The sequence below is a fragment of the Erythrobacter sp. HA7-11 genome (assembly GCF_055693605.1).
In genome coordinates this window covers 1335563-1351441 of record NZ_JBVFUF010000002.1, presented here as the reverse complement: position 1 = coordinate 1351441, position 15879 = coordinate 1335563, and the positions used below count along the sequence as shown (strand labels likewise).

Below are 15879 nucleotides of genomic sequence, written 5' to 3'. Positions count from 1 at the left end.
TGAACCTTGGCCACTCCGTGCATTGTGCACGGGGTGGTTTTTTCTTTGCCGCGAGTGCCTTGCAATAAGGTGCTGAATTACTCCGCGGCTTGGGCGAACATCGAGCCATCTCCATGCCTCGCCGTTTCAGCTCCAAGTTCTCTGACCAGCCCGGCCAGCATTTTCGCGAGAGGAACTAAGCGGTCGCTTGGCTCTGCCAGTTTCGCATCAAGATAGGTTGAGCGGCAGATTTCGAGCTGGATAGCGTGCAAACCACGCGCAGGATCGGCATGGCGGTCGAGCACGTACCCACCGGCATAGGGGCGATTATGAGCAAGCGGGCACCCATTTGAGTCCAGATAACGCACAGCTCTGTTTATCAAAGATGCGTTGCATGAAGCGCCGAACCGATCACCCAATACGACTTTAGGGGCGCCTGATTGACCTTCGCGTTGTCTGAGCGGTGGCATTGAATGCAGATCAATCAAAAGCGCTGCGCCCCATTTTGCGCGAATTCGCTCCAGTTCTTGCGCCAAGCAACGATGATAGGGCTTGTGAATTGTCTGGATGCGTTGCTGCAGCTCTTCATGAGACAGTTTGCTGCGCCAGATTTCCCCAAGCCCGGACAGACGACGGGGCACCAATCCTAAACCACTGCGTGCGCGCCGATTTGCCTGCGAATGGCGGAATTGCGGTTTGTCGGAGCCGCTGATCATGTCCCAATCCACGTCTTCGCGCGACCGATTGAGATCAAGCATAGCCCGCGGAGCTTTCGCCATCAGCAAACTTGTTCCGGTCAATTTCGCGATTTCCGCACCCAGAAGGTCAACGTAGCGATCCTCCAACCGCAGCTGCGAAAGTTCTGCATCCCGCAATTCTGCGAGAACTGATGAGGGATAAACCCTGCCACCATGGGGCACCGCAATCACGACCGGCAATGGCATCGTCGCTGGTCCCGAAAGGACAAAGGCCGGCTCGTCATCGCCGGCTGAAATCCGACCACCAAAATGGGAACGGGCATCTGGACTGTTGAATGATTGCGGTGGCATTACAGGCTGATTGCTGCCCTCTTTAAAGCGCCGTGTCAAAACACAACCGGTGCTGTGAGATCATGATTTGGCAAATATTTGCGTCAAACGATGTCTCAAAGCAGGTCAACTACCCTTTCGGATAAGATTTCTTAAGCGCTTGGTGGTATCAGAATCGCATGACAACGAACCACCCTCCCCGAATCCTCCTTGCCGAGGACGAAGATGCCATGCGCACTTACCTCACTCGTGCTCTGGAAAATGCGGGGTACGAAGTGGAGTCCGTTGATCGTGGTACCGAGGCAGTACCGATGCTGGAAGAGCAGCATTTCGATCTGTTGCTTTCTGACATCGTCATGCCTGAAATGGACGGCATTGAGCTCGCGCAGCGCTGCGCAGAGGTAAGCCCGCGCACCAAGGTGATGTTTATTACCGGATTTGCTGCGGTGACCCTGCGCGCAAGCCGCGAACAGCCGCATGCCAAAGTCTTGTCGAAACCGTTCCACTTGCGCGATCTCGTGCTTGAGGTGGAGCGCGTATTCGAAGACCAGCGCGAAGCCAGTCTCTAGCATCAATATTTGCAGCTTTTCGGTGCGCTTTGCGCTTGCGCTGAAAACCGGCTCGCGTTAGAGGGCCGCTCCTCGCGAGGGAAACTTCGATGAGGCTTTCCGATGGTGCGGGCGTATAGCTCAGGGGTAGAGCACTGTATTGACATTGCAGGGGTCCCAAGTTCAAATCTTGGTACGCCCACCATCGAGGAAAAAGGCTCCGCTGATGCGGCGCCTTTTTCGCATCCGCTCACGTCAATTACGGGAGCTGACACCTTGAATGCCTGCGCACCTCTGCTAGAGCGCGTTTTCAAGGGATCAATACAAACATCCTGCCTTACAAACGTAGTCCAAAAGGGATGAGGCGTTAGCCATGCAAAAAATCAAAGTAGCAAACCCGGTCGTCGAGCTTGATGGCGACGAGATGACCAAGATCATTTGGCAGTGGATCCGCGAGCGGCTGATCCTGCCCTATCTCGATATCGATCTTAAGTATTACGACCTTTCAATCGAGAAGCGCGACGAAACCGACGATCAGATCACGATCGACGCTGCAAATGCGATCAAGGAACATGGCGTTGGCGTTAAGTGCGCGACCATCACTCCTGATGAAGCACGCGTTGAGGAATTCAGCCTCAAGAAGATGTGGCGTTCGCCAAACGGCACGATCCGCAACATCCTTGGTGGTGTGGTTTTCCGCGAGCCAATCGTGATCGACAACGTTCCGCGCCTCGTTCCGGGCTGGACCGACCCGATCGTGGTCGGTACCGTCACGCGTTTGGTGACCAGTACCGCGCGACTGACACTTTGATCCCTGGCCCAGGCAAGCTGCGCTTGGTGTTCGAAGGCGAGAACGGCGAAAACATCGATCTCGACGTCTATGAATTCCAATCCAGCGGCGTCGCAATGGCGATGTACAATCTGGACGACAGCATTCGCGATTTTGCGCGCGCGTGCATGAACTATGGCCTCGACCGCAAATGGCCGGTCTATCTGTCGACCAAGAACACTATTATGAAGAAATATGATGGTCGCTTCAAAGACCTGTTCGAAGAAGTGTATGATGCTGAGTTTTCAGCAAAATTCAAAGAAGCCGGCATCTCATATGAGCACCGCTTGATCGATGACATGGTCGCTTCTGCGCTGAAATGGAGCGGCAAGTTCGTTTGGGCCTGTAAGAACTACGATGGTGACGTTCAGTCCGATACTGTCGCACAAGGTTTCGGCTCGCTCGGCCTGATGACTTCGGTTCTTATGACACCAGACGGCAAGACCGTTGAAGCCGAAGCCGCTCACGGCACAGTCACGCGCCACTTCCGCCAGCATGAGCAAGGCAAGGCGACCTCGACCAACCCGATCGCATCGATCTTCGCATGGACGCGCGGCCTGATGTATCGCGGCAAATTCGACGAAACGCCGGATGTGGTCAAATTCGCTGAAACGCTTGAGCGTGTTTGCATTGAGACGGTTGAAAACGGTTCGATGACCAAAGATCTCGCGCTTCTGATCGGCCCTGGCCAGAACTGGCTGACGACAGAGCAGTTCTTCGAGGCGATTGTGACGAATCTTGAGAAGGAAATGGCGAACTGGTCCTAAGGTCCGTCTTTTCGCCCAATAGCGGCGCGTTAGCGGCAATTGTGCAGCGCGCGCCGCGTTCGGCCAACTAAATGGCCGGAGAACTCGCCCCCTCCCCGATGCTCTCCGATGCGCTGGTGATCCTCGGCGCAGCGGGCATCGTGATTCCCGTCTTTGCGCGCTTCCGCATCACACCGATCATCGGGTTCATCCTCATCGGTGTGCTGGTCGGCCCATATGGCCTGGGCGCGCTTGTTTCCGAACAGCCGTGGCTGGAATATATAACGATATCCGATCCTGAGGGTTTGGCGCCCTTTGCCGATTTCGGGATCATCCTACTTCTGTTCGCCATCGGGCTGGAACTGTCGTTCAACCGCCTGTGGCAGATGCGCAGAATGGTGTTTGGGCTCGGATCACTCGAGCTGCTCATCATCGGCTCGGTCTCGGCTGCTTTCTTCGGCTATGTGAGCGGTATGGACTGGACTGGAGCGCTGGCCTTGGGCTTCGCGCTTGCATTCTCCTCTACCGCAATCGTGCTGCCAATATCGGGCACGCGTTCGCCGGTGGGCCGCGCCGCGCTCTCAATGCTTCTATTCGAAGACATCATGATCGTGCCGATCGTGTTTATTCTCGGCGCGCTGGCCCCACATGCCCAGGCCGAGGGTTGGACGGGTCTAACCGACACATTGTGGCAAGGTGGACTGGTCGTCCTCGTCCTGCTGATCGTGGGACGCTTTGCGCTTCCAAGCTTGTTTTCGCAGGCCGCCCGCACAAAGAGCCCCGAGCTGTTCCTCGCCGCCTCTCTGCTCGTGGTCATCGGGGCTAGTCTGGCAACCTCTGCGGTTGGTCTTTCGCCCATTGTTGGCGCCCTGATCGCCGGTCTGTTGATCGCGGAAACCGAGTATCATGGCGAAGTCGAATCGATCATGGAGCCGTTCAAGGGCCTCGCGCTTGGCGTATTCCTCATCACCATCGGTATGACCATCAACTTGGCGACAATCTGGGCCAACCTTGCACCGATCATGGCGGCGGTTGTCGGCGTGCTCGTATTCAAAGCCGTTGTCACCGGCACGCTCCTGCGGCTTATGGGTGCAAGGCGCAGTACAGCAGCAGAAACAGGTGTACTGATGGCGAGCCCGAGCGAGACGACGCTGATCGTGCTAGCGGCGGCCACCACAGCCCTCGTGGTGGATCAGGAAACGGCCCAATTCTGGCAGATCGTGACCGCCATTGGTCTCACGATCACACCGCTCTTGGCTCGTCTGGGCAGGGTCATCGCCCGCCGAGTGGAGCCCATTCCCGAGCTGCCCGAGGACCACAACGACGAAGCGCGCACAATCATTATCGGCATAGGCCGGGTAGGTCGTCTGGTCGCCGATATGCTGGTCAAACATGGCCAGCCTTATGTTGCGCTCGATTCCGACTCTGACTTGATCGAGAGCGCGGCACGCCAAGGTTATCGCGTGACATTCGGTGATGCGGTCCGCGGGAATTCCCTGACCAGGCTAGGCATTGAACGAGCGCCAGCAGTCGTCCTCACCATGGACGAGCCCGTGCTGGCTCAGCGTCTCGTCACCAAACTGCGCAAAGACTATCCGAAGCTGCTAATCGTGGCCCGTGCCCGCGACACCGATCACGCAGCCGCCCTCTACCGGGCAGGTGCGAGCCACGCAGTCCCCGAAAACCTCGAAAGCTCGCTGCAACTATCCGAAGCAGTGCTCGTCGATATCGGTGTGGCGATGGGCCCGGTCATCGCCTCCATCCACGAGAAGCGCGATGAGTTCCGCGAAAAGCTCGAGATCGAAGGCAGGCTCAGCAGCAAACCGAAGCTAAGGACTTCAACGACTGACAGTTGATCGGTGAACAATTTTCCTAGTTGCGCGTTGGTACAGCAATAGGAGATTGAAAATGGCTGACAAAAATGACCCGTCAGAACCGACCCCGAACAGTGAAAAGTTCAAGCCACAGAACGTCAAGGGACCGTTGAAAGACTCGGCGCCAACCGACGGATCTCGCGGACAGCCCGGAGACACCGGCGGTAACGATGTACCGCAAGGTAGCAGCGGTGTGACCAAAGACACGCCTGACGCCTGACGCCTGAGGTCCTGGACGTTGGCAACGTCAGGTAAGCGCAGCTTTCACCGCCTCGATCGCGTCGGCAGCCTTATCGCCTTCCGGCCCGCCGCCCTGCGCCATATCCGCGCGGCCACCGCCGCCCTTGCCGCCAAGCGCCTCAACGCCAGCCCGGACAAGCGCGACTGCGTCGTGTTTGTCGGTCAGGTCATCGGTCACGGCGACCGCTAGCGCCGCGCGGCCATCATTCACCGCAACCGCTGCTGCAATACCCGAACCGAGGCGCGCTTTGGCTTCGTCTAGCAGAGGGCGCAGCTCCTTCGGGTTCAGCCCCTCAAGCACCTGACCGCTGAACTTCACACCAGCGATCTCTTCATCCGCGCTGGCAGAGCCCTGATCTCCCGATCCACCGCCGCCAAGCGCCAAAGCCTTCTTCGCCTCAGCCAGTTCCTTTTCGAGCCGCTTGCGCTCATCAAGCAAAGAAGCGATCCGCGACGGCACTTCTTCTGGAGTTGCCCGCATAGCGCCGGCAGCAGCCTTCAGCGCTTCCTCGCGCTCGACCAGCCATTGGCGTGCAGCCTCCCCGGTCAGCGCCTCGATCCGCCGGACGCCTGAGGATACCGCGCTTTCCGAGACGATCCGGAAAACGCCAATATCACCCGTCGCCTTTACGTGCGTTCCGCCGCACAATTCGACTGAGTAATTGCGGTCGTCTTCACTCGCCCGGCCCATCGAAAGCACGCGCACTTCATCGCCATACTTCTCACCGAAGAGAGCCAATGCACCGGCTTCAACCGCGTCATCCGGACTCATTAGACGCGTCGCCACCGGCTCATTCGCGCGAGATCTCTGCATTCACCTCCGCCTCGATGGCGGCGACATCGGCATCCTCAAGCGGCTTTGGGTGCGAGAAGTCAAAGCGCAGCCGATCCTGCGCGACCAGCGATCCCTTTTGCGTGACATGTCCGCCGAGACGATTGCGCAGCGCCGCATGAACCAGGTGGGTCGCCGAATGGTTGGCCCGCACCTGATCGCGGCGCTCAACATCAACATCGAGGTGAACGCTATCACCAAGTTCCACCGCACCAGCATCGATCTTCACATGGTGAGCGTGCAAGCGGCCAAGTGGTTTGGACGTGTCATTAACGGTCGCGGCAAAGCCTGCGGGCGTGTTGATCGTGCCAGTGTCACCGGTTTGCCCGCCACTCTCACCATAGAACGGTGTCTGGTTGGTGAGCAGAACGACCTCATCGCCAGCGGCGGTCGATTGCACTTCCTCGCCATCTTTGACGATCGCGACGACAGTGCCTTCGCCCGACGTCGAGGCATAACCCGTGAATTCGCTCGCGCCCTCACGCTCTGCAATATCGAACCAAACCTCGCCTGATGCGGCGTCACCTGAGCCTTTCCATGCAGCACGGGCGGCCTCTTTCTGGCGCTCCATTGCAGCATCGAATCCAGCTTGATCGACACCGATCCCCCGCGCGCGCAGCGCGTCTTCGGTAAGGTCGTAAGGAAAACCGTATGTGTCGTAGAGCTTGAACGCAGTTTCGCCGTCGAGCTCGCCGCCCTCACCCATATCGCCCGTCGCTTCGTCGAGCAGCTTGAGACCTTTTTCGAGGGTCTTGCGGAATTGGGTTTCTTCGCGCTCGAGCACCTCTTCGATCAAGGCCTGACCTCGCGTCAGTTCGGGATAGGCTTGACCCATTTCGGTCACGAGTGCGGGCACAAGTCGGTGCATCAGAGGCTCGCTGGCGCCCAGCAAGTGCGCATGACGCATTGCGCGTCGCATAATCCGCCGCAGCACATATCCGCGCCCTTCGTTCGAAGGCAAAACGCCGTCCGCCATCAGGAAGCTCACTGAACGCAGGTGATCCGCGATAACGCGATGGCTAGCAGTTTGGTCGCTTTGCGCCGGCACAGCGGTCAGCTGTTCAGAAGCGGCAATCAGCGCCTTGAAAGTATCCGTGTCATAATTGTTGTGCACACCCTGCATCACAGCGGCGATCCGTTCGAGGCCCATGCCGGTATCGATCGAAGGGCTTGGCAGGTCGACGCGCTCACCATCAGCCTTCTGGTCAAACTGCATGAAAACAAGGTTCCAGATCTCGACGAACCGATCACCATCCTCATCAGGGCTGCCGGGAGGACCACCTTCGATATGGTCACCGTGATCGTAGAAAATTTCCGAGCACGGACCACAGGGCCCGGTGTCACCCATCGACCAGAAATTGTCGTTGGTTGGGATACGAATGATACGGCTTTCAGGCAGACCAGAAATCTCGCGCCAAAGATCGAACGCTTCATCGTCCGTGTGATAGACGGTGGCCGTCAACTTCTCAGCTGGCAGTCCCCATTCGCGAGTGAGCAAAGTCCAAGCGTGTTCAATCGCCTGATCCTTGAAGTAATCGCCAAACGAGAAATTGCCGAGCATTTCAAAGAAAGTGTGATGCCGGGCAGTGTAGCCGACATTGTCGAGGTCATTGTGCTTGCCGCCAGCGCGCACGCATTTTTGCGACGATGCAGCGCGCGGCGCTGGAGGGGTCTCGAGCCCGGTAAACGCGTTCTTGAAAGGCACCATCCCGGCATTGACGAACATCAAGGTGGGATCGTTGTACGGGACCAAAGGGGCGCTAGGCACCTGCGCATGGTCAGCAGCCCCGAAGAAATCGAGGAAAGAACGGCGAATGTCGTTGGTCGAAGTCATGGTGGAACGCAGTTAGGCAATCCGATGCGCAGCGACAAGCCACCAAGTGACCTGCGAACACTGTGTGCGAACATTTCCGGCAATAGGCCGGACTGGAGTCACGCCTATGCTCACTCAAGAGCAGGCACAGAAAAGCCGGCATCGCCGAGGGGGAGTGGCGTATGCCGGCTTTCCGAGTTTCCGAGCGCAATCAAAGCGCGCCCGCTTGAGGATCAGTCGTCGGATTCCGCGTCCGGGCCCGTCATCATCTCCTCGGCGACCTCGTCGGTCCGTACCGCGAATAGCAGCTTCCAACTGGTCACGAATTTCTGGATTATCTTTGAGATACTTCTTGGCGTTCTCACGCCCCTGCCCAATGCGAATGCTGTCGTAAGAGAACCAGCTACCTGATTTCTCGACAATGCCAGCCTTCACGCCAAGGTCGAGGATCTCACCGGTTTTGGAGATGCCCTCGCCATACATGATGTCGAATTCGACCTGCTTGAACGGCGGAGCAACCTTGTTCTTCACCACTTTCACACGGGTCGAGTTGCCGATCACTTCGTCGCGATCCTTGATCTGACCGGTGCGGCGAATGTCGAGGCGGACCGAGGCGTAGAACTTGAGCGCATTGCCGCCCGTCGTCGTTTCCGGATTGCCGTACATCACGCCAATTTTCATGCGCAGCTGGTTGATGAAGATCACCATGCACTTCGAACGGTTGATCGACCCGGTCAGCTTGCGCAGCGATTGGGACATAAGCCGCGCTTGAAGGCCCACGTGGGAATCGCCCATCTCACCTTCAATTTCAGCGCGGGGGACAAGCGCCGCGACTGAGTCGACAACCAACACGTCGATCGCATTCGAGCGAACCAGAGTGTCGGTAATTTCAAGCGCCTGTTCGCCCGTATCAGGCTGCGAGACGATCAGTTCGTCAATATCGACGCCGAGCTTGTTGGCATAAACCGGATCAAGCGCATGTTCGGCATCGACGAAAGCTGCCGTGCCGCCAGCCTTCTGCGCCTCAGCAATAACATGCAGCGCCAGCGTGGTTTTGCCCGAGCTTTCCGGACCATAGACTTCGATCACGCGGCCTTTCGGAAGGCCACCAATACCCAGAGCAATATCCAGTCCCAGCGAACCGGTCGGGATCGATTCTACGTTCATCGCCTCCCGAGAGCCCAGCTTCATCGCCGAACCTTTGCCGAACGCGCGATCAATCTGCGCAAGTGCAGCATCAAGTGCCTTTTGACGGTCCACGCCTTTTTCCTTCTCAACGACTTTCAATTGCGCAGCCATCGCATGACCTCCTTCGCTTGCCTAGGGCCGAATACAGCTTATCGACCACCCCTGTGTTGGGATAGTTTGTATCTGCTTTGTTCCAATAGAACAAGTGGAGAACGAAAATATTTTTTCAGGGCAAAGATTGGCGCGCCAATATATCCCAAGAATGTAAGAAATTCGTGAGTTAAGCGGCTATTCGGTGGCGCGAATTTGCCAGCTTACCTCACGCTCTGCGTTGGCCGGGAGTTCGATCTCGGCAATGATGCGACCGTTATATGAACGGGTTTTAACGCCCCGCCAACGTACATCCCATCCACCCGATTCGCCAAAATCAATCCGCACACGCACGGCATGCGGATTGGCGTTGCTCAGCTTCGCTCCCATCGTGAACCAATCGCGCATATTTGCATTGGTGACCGGCCCAGGGGCGGGAATGCACTGCGCATAAACCTGATTACTGGAACCTACCGAAAGTTCGATATCCTGATCCTCGGCATAGTCGCGCATATCGAGATTGGCGACCAATTGCGGCCCAAACGAGCTTGGTTCAAACAGCGCAAGCCCACCTTGCGGCAGCGCGACACCCAAGCCCCTATCTCTCTCATTCTTTGTAACCAGGAGCATTTCGGTCGGATTGATGCCGGGATATGCACGCCCCTCAAGCGTTATCTGGAACTCGCAAGTCGCCCGGTAGAGGAACCGAGCCTCGACATCTTGACGATTGAGAAACGCTACTTGCTTCAAGCCTTGCGCTGAAACATTGACTCTTTCAGGCACGCGGTAGAGCTTCAGATCGCCGAGCTGTTCTTCAATGGCTTCCATCACTTCAGCGCTCATAGCTGCAACCGGCGCTGGCGATTCCAGATTTGACTTGGCGCGCCGAGCGCCGGTGACGACAATGCTATCACTGTCAAACAACTCGGCGCCCCCCAAAGGCGCATTGTCCGGATAAACGATTGGCGTCCCTGCTGCCGTGCTGCCGAAGGGATAACATGTGAGTCGCATCGGCGCGGCAACGGGCTCTTCTGACAGCGCATCGAAATCGCTGACGATATTGAGAGAGCCGGCAATCACTAACAGCTCCGCATCGTTGAAACTTTGATTGTTGTCATTGAGGAGAGTGAGCCAGCTAAGCAGGCCGAGCTTAAATTTGCCGTCGGCGCCAACCGAATTTTCGTCTCGCAAAGTCGCGACATAATTCGCCTGCCAATCAAAGCCCCAGGCAAGATAAGTCAGCACAACCTGATAGGTGCCTCCGGTTTCATCGCGTGTGTTGATCGAAAACACCGGCTTGGCCGATAAGCCCGCTGGAATACGATCAAAGGTGAGTTTTTCGGGCAATCCCGCGCAGCGCACCGCCTCATATCCCTGCTCGGTTTGCAGCAGCAATCCGCCATCGGCGCGGGTGCGCACGATCGCACTTTCAGCCTCTGCTTCACCGGTCGCTGGATTGGTTCGCGTGATCGTTACCCGATTGCCGAGCGCGCCATTCACAAGCGCCGCAGGAGACAGCAGCTCTGCATTCCGGTTCTTCTCAATCGTTCCGCCGGGCAGGCCAGAGACAATCGCGCTGACGCCGACCATGCCCTCTGCGACGCCTTCAAACCGGATTGTCGATTGCCCCGCCGGCAGAGTGACCATGCGCGTCTCGCTGATCATGGCGAAACCGCGCGGCCAATCCTTGTTCATCTCCTGACCTTCCCGGCGCGTCGGGTCACGGTAGATCGTAACCGAAAGGTTTTGCGGCGCGCTTGCGTCAACGGTACCGGGCGCGCAGGCTCGCTTTGAGCACTTGCGGGCGGTGCCACAGAAGCGAGGCTAAGCCACAAAACAGACAACAATGCGGAGGCGCGCATCATGACAGTCGCCTCCCGATCAATACCGCGTTTCGAACGTTACGCGGAATTCGCGCTTCCCATTGGCTGGCACAGGCACGACCCATTTGCGCCGGTCATTGTTGATCTGTTCGCCCGTCACGTCCTCGCTGATTACGCGAAAATCGTTCGACCAGTAATAACGGCTGAGCCCGCTTTGCGTGAGGTCGATCTCGATCGGTTCAGGCTTTGCGTTGGTCAAAGTGTAGCGCATGGTGGTGCGATAAAAATCGTCATTGCGGCGGCGCTCGACCTCGACCTCACGAGTGACCTGCCCTTCCTCGATGACCTTATAACGCGCGCTTCGTTCCCATTGTGAGCGAGTGATCTTCTCGCGCTTTTCAACATCGGCCTGAACAAAGATATCGAAAGCGTCGCCGGTTTTCAGCGAAAGCTCACTACCCATCGGAGTATGGCCAATGCCGTTCTCACCGATAAATTGCGGCGTTCCCTGGCTGTCGCGTTGGTAGAAACGAACCGTGCCAGCAGGCAAAGCATCGCCCAACCCTTGATCGCGCGAAGTCGAGAAAGAGATCGCGCTTGAGACATTCACCGGACGGTTGTCATTGCGAAGCCACGCAACGGTGCGTTCGTAAATCTTGCGTGCTGGTACAGACTGCACGTCGAGGAAGCTGACCTGCTTGGTCTGAGCGTTGGCAATCGTTGTGCGCGCGGTGATCGGATAAAGATAGAAATCGCCCAAGCGTTCGCGACCCGCAGTCTCCGTGCCGGGTGAAACGAGGTTGCGATTGCCGCGTCCTCTATTGCCACCGCGCCCATTGGGATTGCCTGCGACTAGCAAGGTTTTCGCCCGATGAAATGTCGTGCCGGTATTGTTGGTGAGAGTCACCCAACCCTGCATATCAACCGAGTCGGTCTGTTCATTGTACAGCGCAACATAGTCGGCATTCCAACCCAAACCGCCCGTCAGATAGCGGATCGAAACGGGCCGCGTTCCTCCGCGTGAGCTGTCGAGATTTACTGACAGTGTCGGGCGCGCGCGAAGGTTTGGCGGTACGCGGTCAAAGATCACCCGCACGGGCAAGCCGTCATCGCGCAAAACCTCAATCCGGTTGCCGATCTGAACGACGACACCGCCAGCAGTCGAGAGCACCTTTGCGCGTTCGCGTGTCTCACGGCCCGTGGCCGGATTCGTGCGGAGCAGAGTGACGGTCTGGCCAATTGCCTTCTCCATCAGCTTGCCCGGCGTCAAAAGATCGAAATCGAAATTCTGTTCGATGATCGTCGTATTGGGCGCATAAAAGCTAAGCGTCTGCGGCTGAATACTGGCTGAGACATCGGGAAACTCAACGCGGCTGCGGCCTCGCTGAATATCGAGCTGGCGCACATCCTGAACCAGCGAGAGATTGCCATTGTAAATTGTAACCGCGACATCGCCTTGCGCGGTCTCGTCGGGGTCAGGGATAGATTGCGACCACGCCGTTCCCGCCATCGCCGCGCTCATTCCAAGCGCCGCACCCGCTACCAAACTCCGCTTGATCGACTTCATCACCCAGTCTCCCTTTACCCGATCCCTAGAGCATGACCGAGCGCTCTGTATGCGCGATGAATGGATTGTTGGCTAGCGCTGTGTAGAAGTATTCCGGACGGAAGTAGCGGAAATCAGGCGCGTTTCACCTGCTTCATCACATTGCCGACCTTGTCCCCAATCGCCTGAACGCTGAATGGTTTGGCGATAAAGTGCATATCGGGAATGTCGATATCCTTGCGCAATTGTTCCTCGGCATAGCCCGACATAAACAGCACCGGCATGTCAGGTCGCTGCTGGCGAATGGCGCGAACCATAGCCGGCCCATCCATACCCGGCATTACGACATCACTCACGATCAGATCGAATTCGCCGCCTTCTGAAATGGCTGAAAGCCCTTCTTCGCCGCCCGGACAGGCGGTGACCTCATAGCCTGCGCGGGCTAGCGCACGCTCGGCAACCGCTCGGACCATATCTTCGTCCTCAACCAGCAGTATCTTGCCGCCTGCCGCCCAGTCGGAAGACGCCTCCGGTAAAGCAACTTCCTTCTTCTTCGGCGCTTCGCCGTGATGAACCGGGAAGTAGATGGTGAAGCGTGCGCCCTTCACCTTCTCATCCTTGTCGACCACATTGTCGGCAAAGATGAAACCGCCCGATTGTTTGACGATGCCGTAGGCGGTGGAGAGGCCCAGGCCGGTGCCTTTGCCTTGCTCTTTGGTCGTGAAGAACGGTTCGAACAGTTTGGGCAATACGTGCGCCGGTATGCCTCCGCCGGTATCCTGCACAATCAGCACCGTGTAATCCGCGGCGGGCAAGATTTCCGAGCCGAGCTTGATCACTTCCTTTGCCTGAATACTCCGCGTCAAAAGCGAGATGCGCCCGCCCCTCGGGGAGTTCGAATTGATCGCATCGCGCGCATTCACCGCAAGGTTCATGATGACCTGCTCTAGCTGCTGAGGGTCGGCGCGCACTGCCCCGAGATTGCGATCATGCTGCACGAAATAGTCAATCTTTTCGCCAAGCAATCGCTTAATAAGCGGACCGACCTCGCTGACCACGTCAGGCAGTTGCAGGATCTCTGGGCGCAAGGTCTGCTGGCGGGAGAAGGCGAGCAATTGTCGCGTCAGCGATGCAGCGCGGTTGGAGTTTGCCCTGATCTGCTGAATGTCGTCGTAGTCGCTGTCGCCTGGTGTGTGGCGCAACAGCATGAGATCGCATGTACCGATAATAGCTGTCAGCACGTTGTTAAAGTCATGCGCCACGCCGCCTGCCAGCTGCCCGACCGCCTGCATCTTGGTCGCCTGCGCGACCTGTCGCTTCAATTGGTTTTCTTCGCTCGAATCAGCAAGACTTAGCAGGACGGCAGCCTCACCCAGCCCGCGCACGCCAGCAAGGCCTAGAGACACCGGCTCGTCTGGCTGGATCGAAAGGCGAACGGCCATATCACCGCTAGTTGCAGGACCACGGCCATGCCGCCGAACTGCATCCGACAAAGCGCCTTTATCTTCTCGCACCACCAGATCGGTCGGGAAGGCAGGTAGGCCCCTGCCCTCGCGATCCACCGAGCGCAGAAAAGCGTCGTTACAGAACAGGAAGCGACCGTCGCGATCAGTCATGGCCAGGCCGAGCGGCAATTGCGCTAGCAGGGCATCGAGTTGCGCCACACCAGCCTGCGACGACCCGTCCCAACCACTGCCGATCCCGACACCACTATCGACGAGCAGCATCAAGGAAGGTGCCTCATCGGGTCCCGATTGCGCTCGCGAGTCCGGATCATCGAGCGGCACATGGATCAGCGTTTGCGGCGTTCCACCGCGACCCTCGCGCGCGAAGAAAATACGGTCGCGATCGTCCGAACGCAGGAACGACACATAATCCTGTCCCGCCATTGTCGCGCTTGCATCTCCCGCAGCGCGCTCGGCAAATCCTGAACTGACCGACTTGATCACGCCATCCGCACTGGTGATGGCTGTTTCGATCCCGGCACGGCTTAGCATTCGACCGAAGGGTCCGGCGAGATCGAGATCAGCCAAAGCATCAGCATTGGGCAAAACATGCCTGCGAAAGCGCCAGATCAAATGATCTTCACCGCGCCCGACGCGCTCGACCTTTACGCTCCACGGGGTGTCACCAGACCGCCCCTTCAGCTCCTCCAAGGCGCCAGAGCCGTCACGCCATGCCTCTCTGGCGAGCCGCGTCATAACCTCAAGCTCGGCCCGTTCAAGCGGCAAGGAAGGCGGCGCAGCGCCGATACCAAAATCATCAACAAAAGCGGAGTTCGCGCAGACCAGGCGGTTTGCACGGTCAGTGATGGCAACCGCGTCTCCGAATTGCTCAATTGCGGCGATGGTCACTGTCCAATCAGGCGCGGATTCGACCAGAGCGCTAGGTTCAGACCGCATCCGCTCAAACGCAAACGCGCCGACCAACAAAACCGCCAATCCAAGCGCATAGGAAAGGACGAGCGCTGGCTCTCGCGTTGCTATCCACAGCACAACTGCGCTAAATCCAAGTGCTGCAACCAGTCCGGCAACCAATAGCCGACTTTGATCGGTGCTATCGCTAGTCCTGATCAAAACCGATTTCATGGACAAGAATGTCTCCAGCAAGCGTGCACGGTCTTGGCCAGTTGGCCGACCGGAAGCGAGAAAATTAAGCGCTGATCTTAGTTGGCATTGAGCCGCTGGTCGAGCCGCGCTTCCATCCTTGCCAAGCGTTTTGCACGGCGACGCGCAACCATGACGCGCCAAACCGCACCGGAGATCAGATAACCCAAAGCAGCCGAGACCAGAGCGAGCACAACAAAGCCGAACACCGTCTCCAGCAAGGTGACGCCCACGCCTTCGAACAATTCGAAAAACCAGGACCACCGCCCGCTCGCCATTTCAATTTGGACCTCGCCGCCCATGCTTGCTTGATCAAGTCTGAGCATGAAGTCACCGATCCTGTTGGCGATCACAGCCCAGAACGGAAAGGTGAAGGGATTTGTGATGAAGGTGACAAGGCAAGCAAGCGGCACGTTCGCGCGCGCAGGTAGCGCCATAAATGCCGCCAGAAAAATCTGGCCAACCGGAATGACAAAACCGCAGAATAATCCCAACGCAAAGCCGCGCGGCACAGACCTGCGCGTGAAACGCCACAATTCGGGAGAAAGAAACCGATGCGCGAAAGGCTTTAGATATCGATTGCCCGCCAGCTGTTCGCGCGTGGGCATATATTTGCGAATGGTGTCCATCGCCCAGGTTTTGCGGCGCTCAGCGTTCATCGGATCGGCTCAACCTGGAAGTTTGGGGTTGGACTTGGCCGCGCACTGCTCTTGCCACTTACAAATTGCAAGTGGGCA

At 57.7% G+C, this 15879-nt stretch carries 8 protein-coding genes, 1 tRNA gene and 3 pseudogenes; 5 read left to right on the top strand and 7 right to left on the bottom strand.

Going from position 1 to position 15879, the window contains the following annotated elements; all coding sequences use genetic code 11:
• Positions 1 to 77: 77 nt before the first annotated feature.
• Positions 78 to 1028 (bottom strand): N-formylglutamate amidohydrolase, encoded by a 951-nt coding sequence (locus ACZ1GU_RS07005; protein WP_472647324.1) that lies wholly within the window; start codon positions 1026 to 1028, stop codon positions 78 to 80.
• A gap of 158 nt (positions 1029 to 1186) precedes the next feature.
• Between ACZ1GU_RS07005 and cpdR the strand changes: the two genes are divergently transcribed.
• The 5 genes and pseudogenes from cpdR to ACZ1GU_RS06980 all read left to right on the top strand — a co-directional run bounded on the left by cpdR (position 1187) and on the right by ACZ1GU_RS06980 (position 5224).
• A complete protein-coding gene (gene cpdR, locus ACZ1GU_RS07000; RefSeq protein ID WP_472647323.1) occupies positions 1187 to 1576 on the top strand; it encodes a cell cycle two-component system response regulator CpdR in 390 nt (129 codons plus the stop codon).
• Positions 1577 to 1685: 109 nt separating this feature from the next.
• Positions 1686 to 1760 (top strand) — tRNA-Val (locus tag ACZ1GU_RS06995).
• Between the two features lie 168 nt (positions 1761 to 1928).
• A pseudogene (locus ACZ1GU_RS06990) lies at positions 1929 to 3151 on the top strand (NADP-dependent isocitrate dehydrogenase).
• Between the two features lie 71 nt (positions 3152 to 3222).
• Positions 3223 to 4986, top strand: a complete 1764-nt coding sequence (locus ACZ1GU_RS06985; RefSeq protein WP_472647322.1) for a cation:proton antiporter domain-containing protein — start codon at positions 3223 to 3225, stop codon at positions 4984 to 4986.
• A gap of 52 nt (positions 4987 to 5038) precedes the next feature.
• The gene (locus tag ACZ1GU_RS06980; RefSeq protein WP_472647321.1) at positions 5039 to 5224 is read left to right on the top strand and encodes a hypothetical protein; all 186 of its coding nucleotides are present in this window, start codon (positions 5039 to 5041) and stop codon (positions 5222 to 5224) included.
• A 27-nt stretch (positions 5225 to 5251) separates the two neighbouring features.
• On the opposite strand, the pseudogene alaS reads toward ACZ1GU_RS06980, so the two are convergent.
• The 6 genes and pseudogenes from alaS to ACZ1GU_RS06950 all read right to left on the bottom strand — a co-directional run bounded on the left by alaS (position 5252) and on the right by ACZ1GU_RS06950 (position 15801).
• Positions 5252 to 7910 (bottom strand): annotated as a pseudogene (gene alaS, locus ACZ1GU_RS06975) (alanine--tRNA ligase).
• A gap of 212 nt (positions 7911 to 8122) precedes the next feature.
• Positions 8123 to 9188 (bottom strand): annotated as a pseudogene (gene recA / locus ACZ1GU_RS06970) (recombinase RecA).
• 177 nt (positions 9189 to 9365) lie between these two features.
• Entirely contained in the window at positions 9366 to 10862 is a 1497-nt protein-coding gene (locus ACZ1GU_RS06965; RefSeq protein ID WP_472647320.1) for a DUF4139 domain-containing protein, read from the bottom strand.
• Between the two features lie 186 nt (positions 10863 to 11048).
• Positions 11049 to 12557, bottom strand: coding sequence for a DUF4139 domain-containing protein (locus ACZ1GU_RS06960; protein WP_472648727.1), 1509 nt, complete (start codon positions 12555 to 12557; stop codon positions 11049 to 11051).
• A gap of 113 nt (positions 12558 to 12670) precedes the next feature.
• On the bottom strand, positions 12671 to 15124 hold the full coding sequence (locus tag ACZ1GU_RS06955; protein WP_472647319.1) for a response regulator: 2454 nt from the start codon (positions 15122 to 15124) through the stop codon (positions 12671 to 12673).
• A 77-nt stretch (positions 15125 to 15201) separates the two neighbouring features.
• Complete coding sequence (locus ACZ1GU_RS06950; RefSeq protein ID WP_472647318.1) at positions 15202 to 15801, bottom strand: DUF2062 domain-containing protein; 600 nt, start codon at positions 15799 to 15801, stop codon at positions 15202 to 15204.
• Between the last annotated feature and the right edge of the window lie 78 nt (positions 15802 to 15879).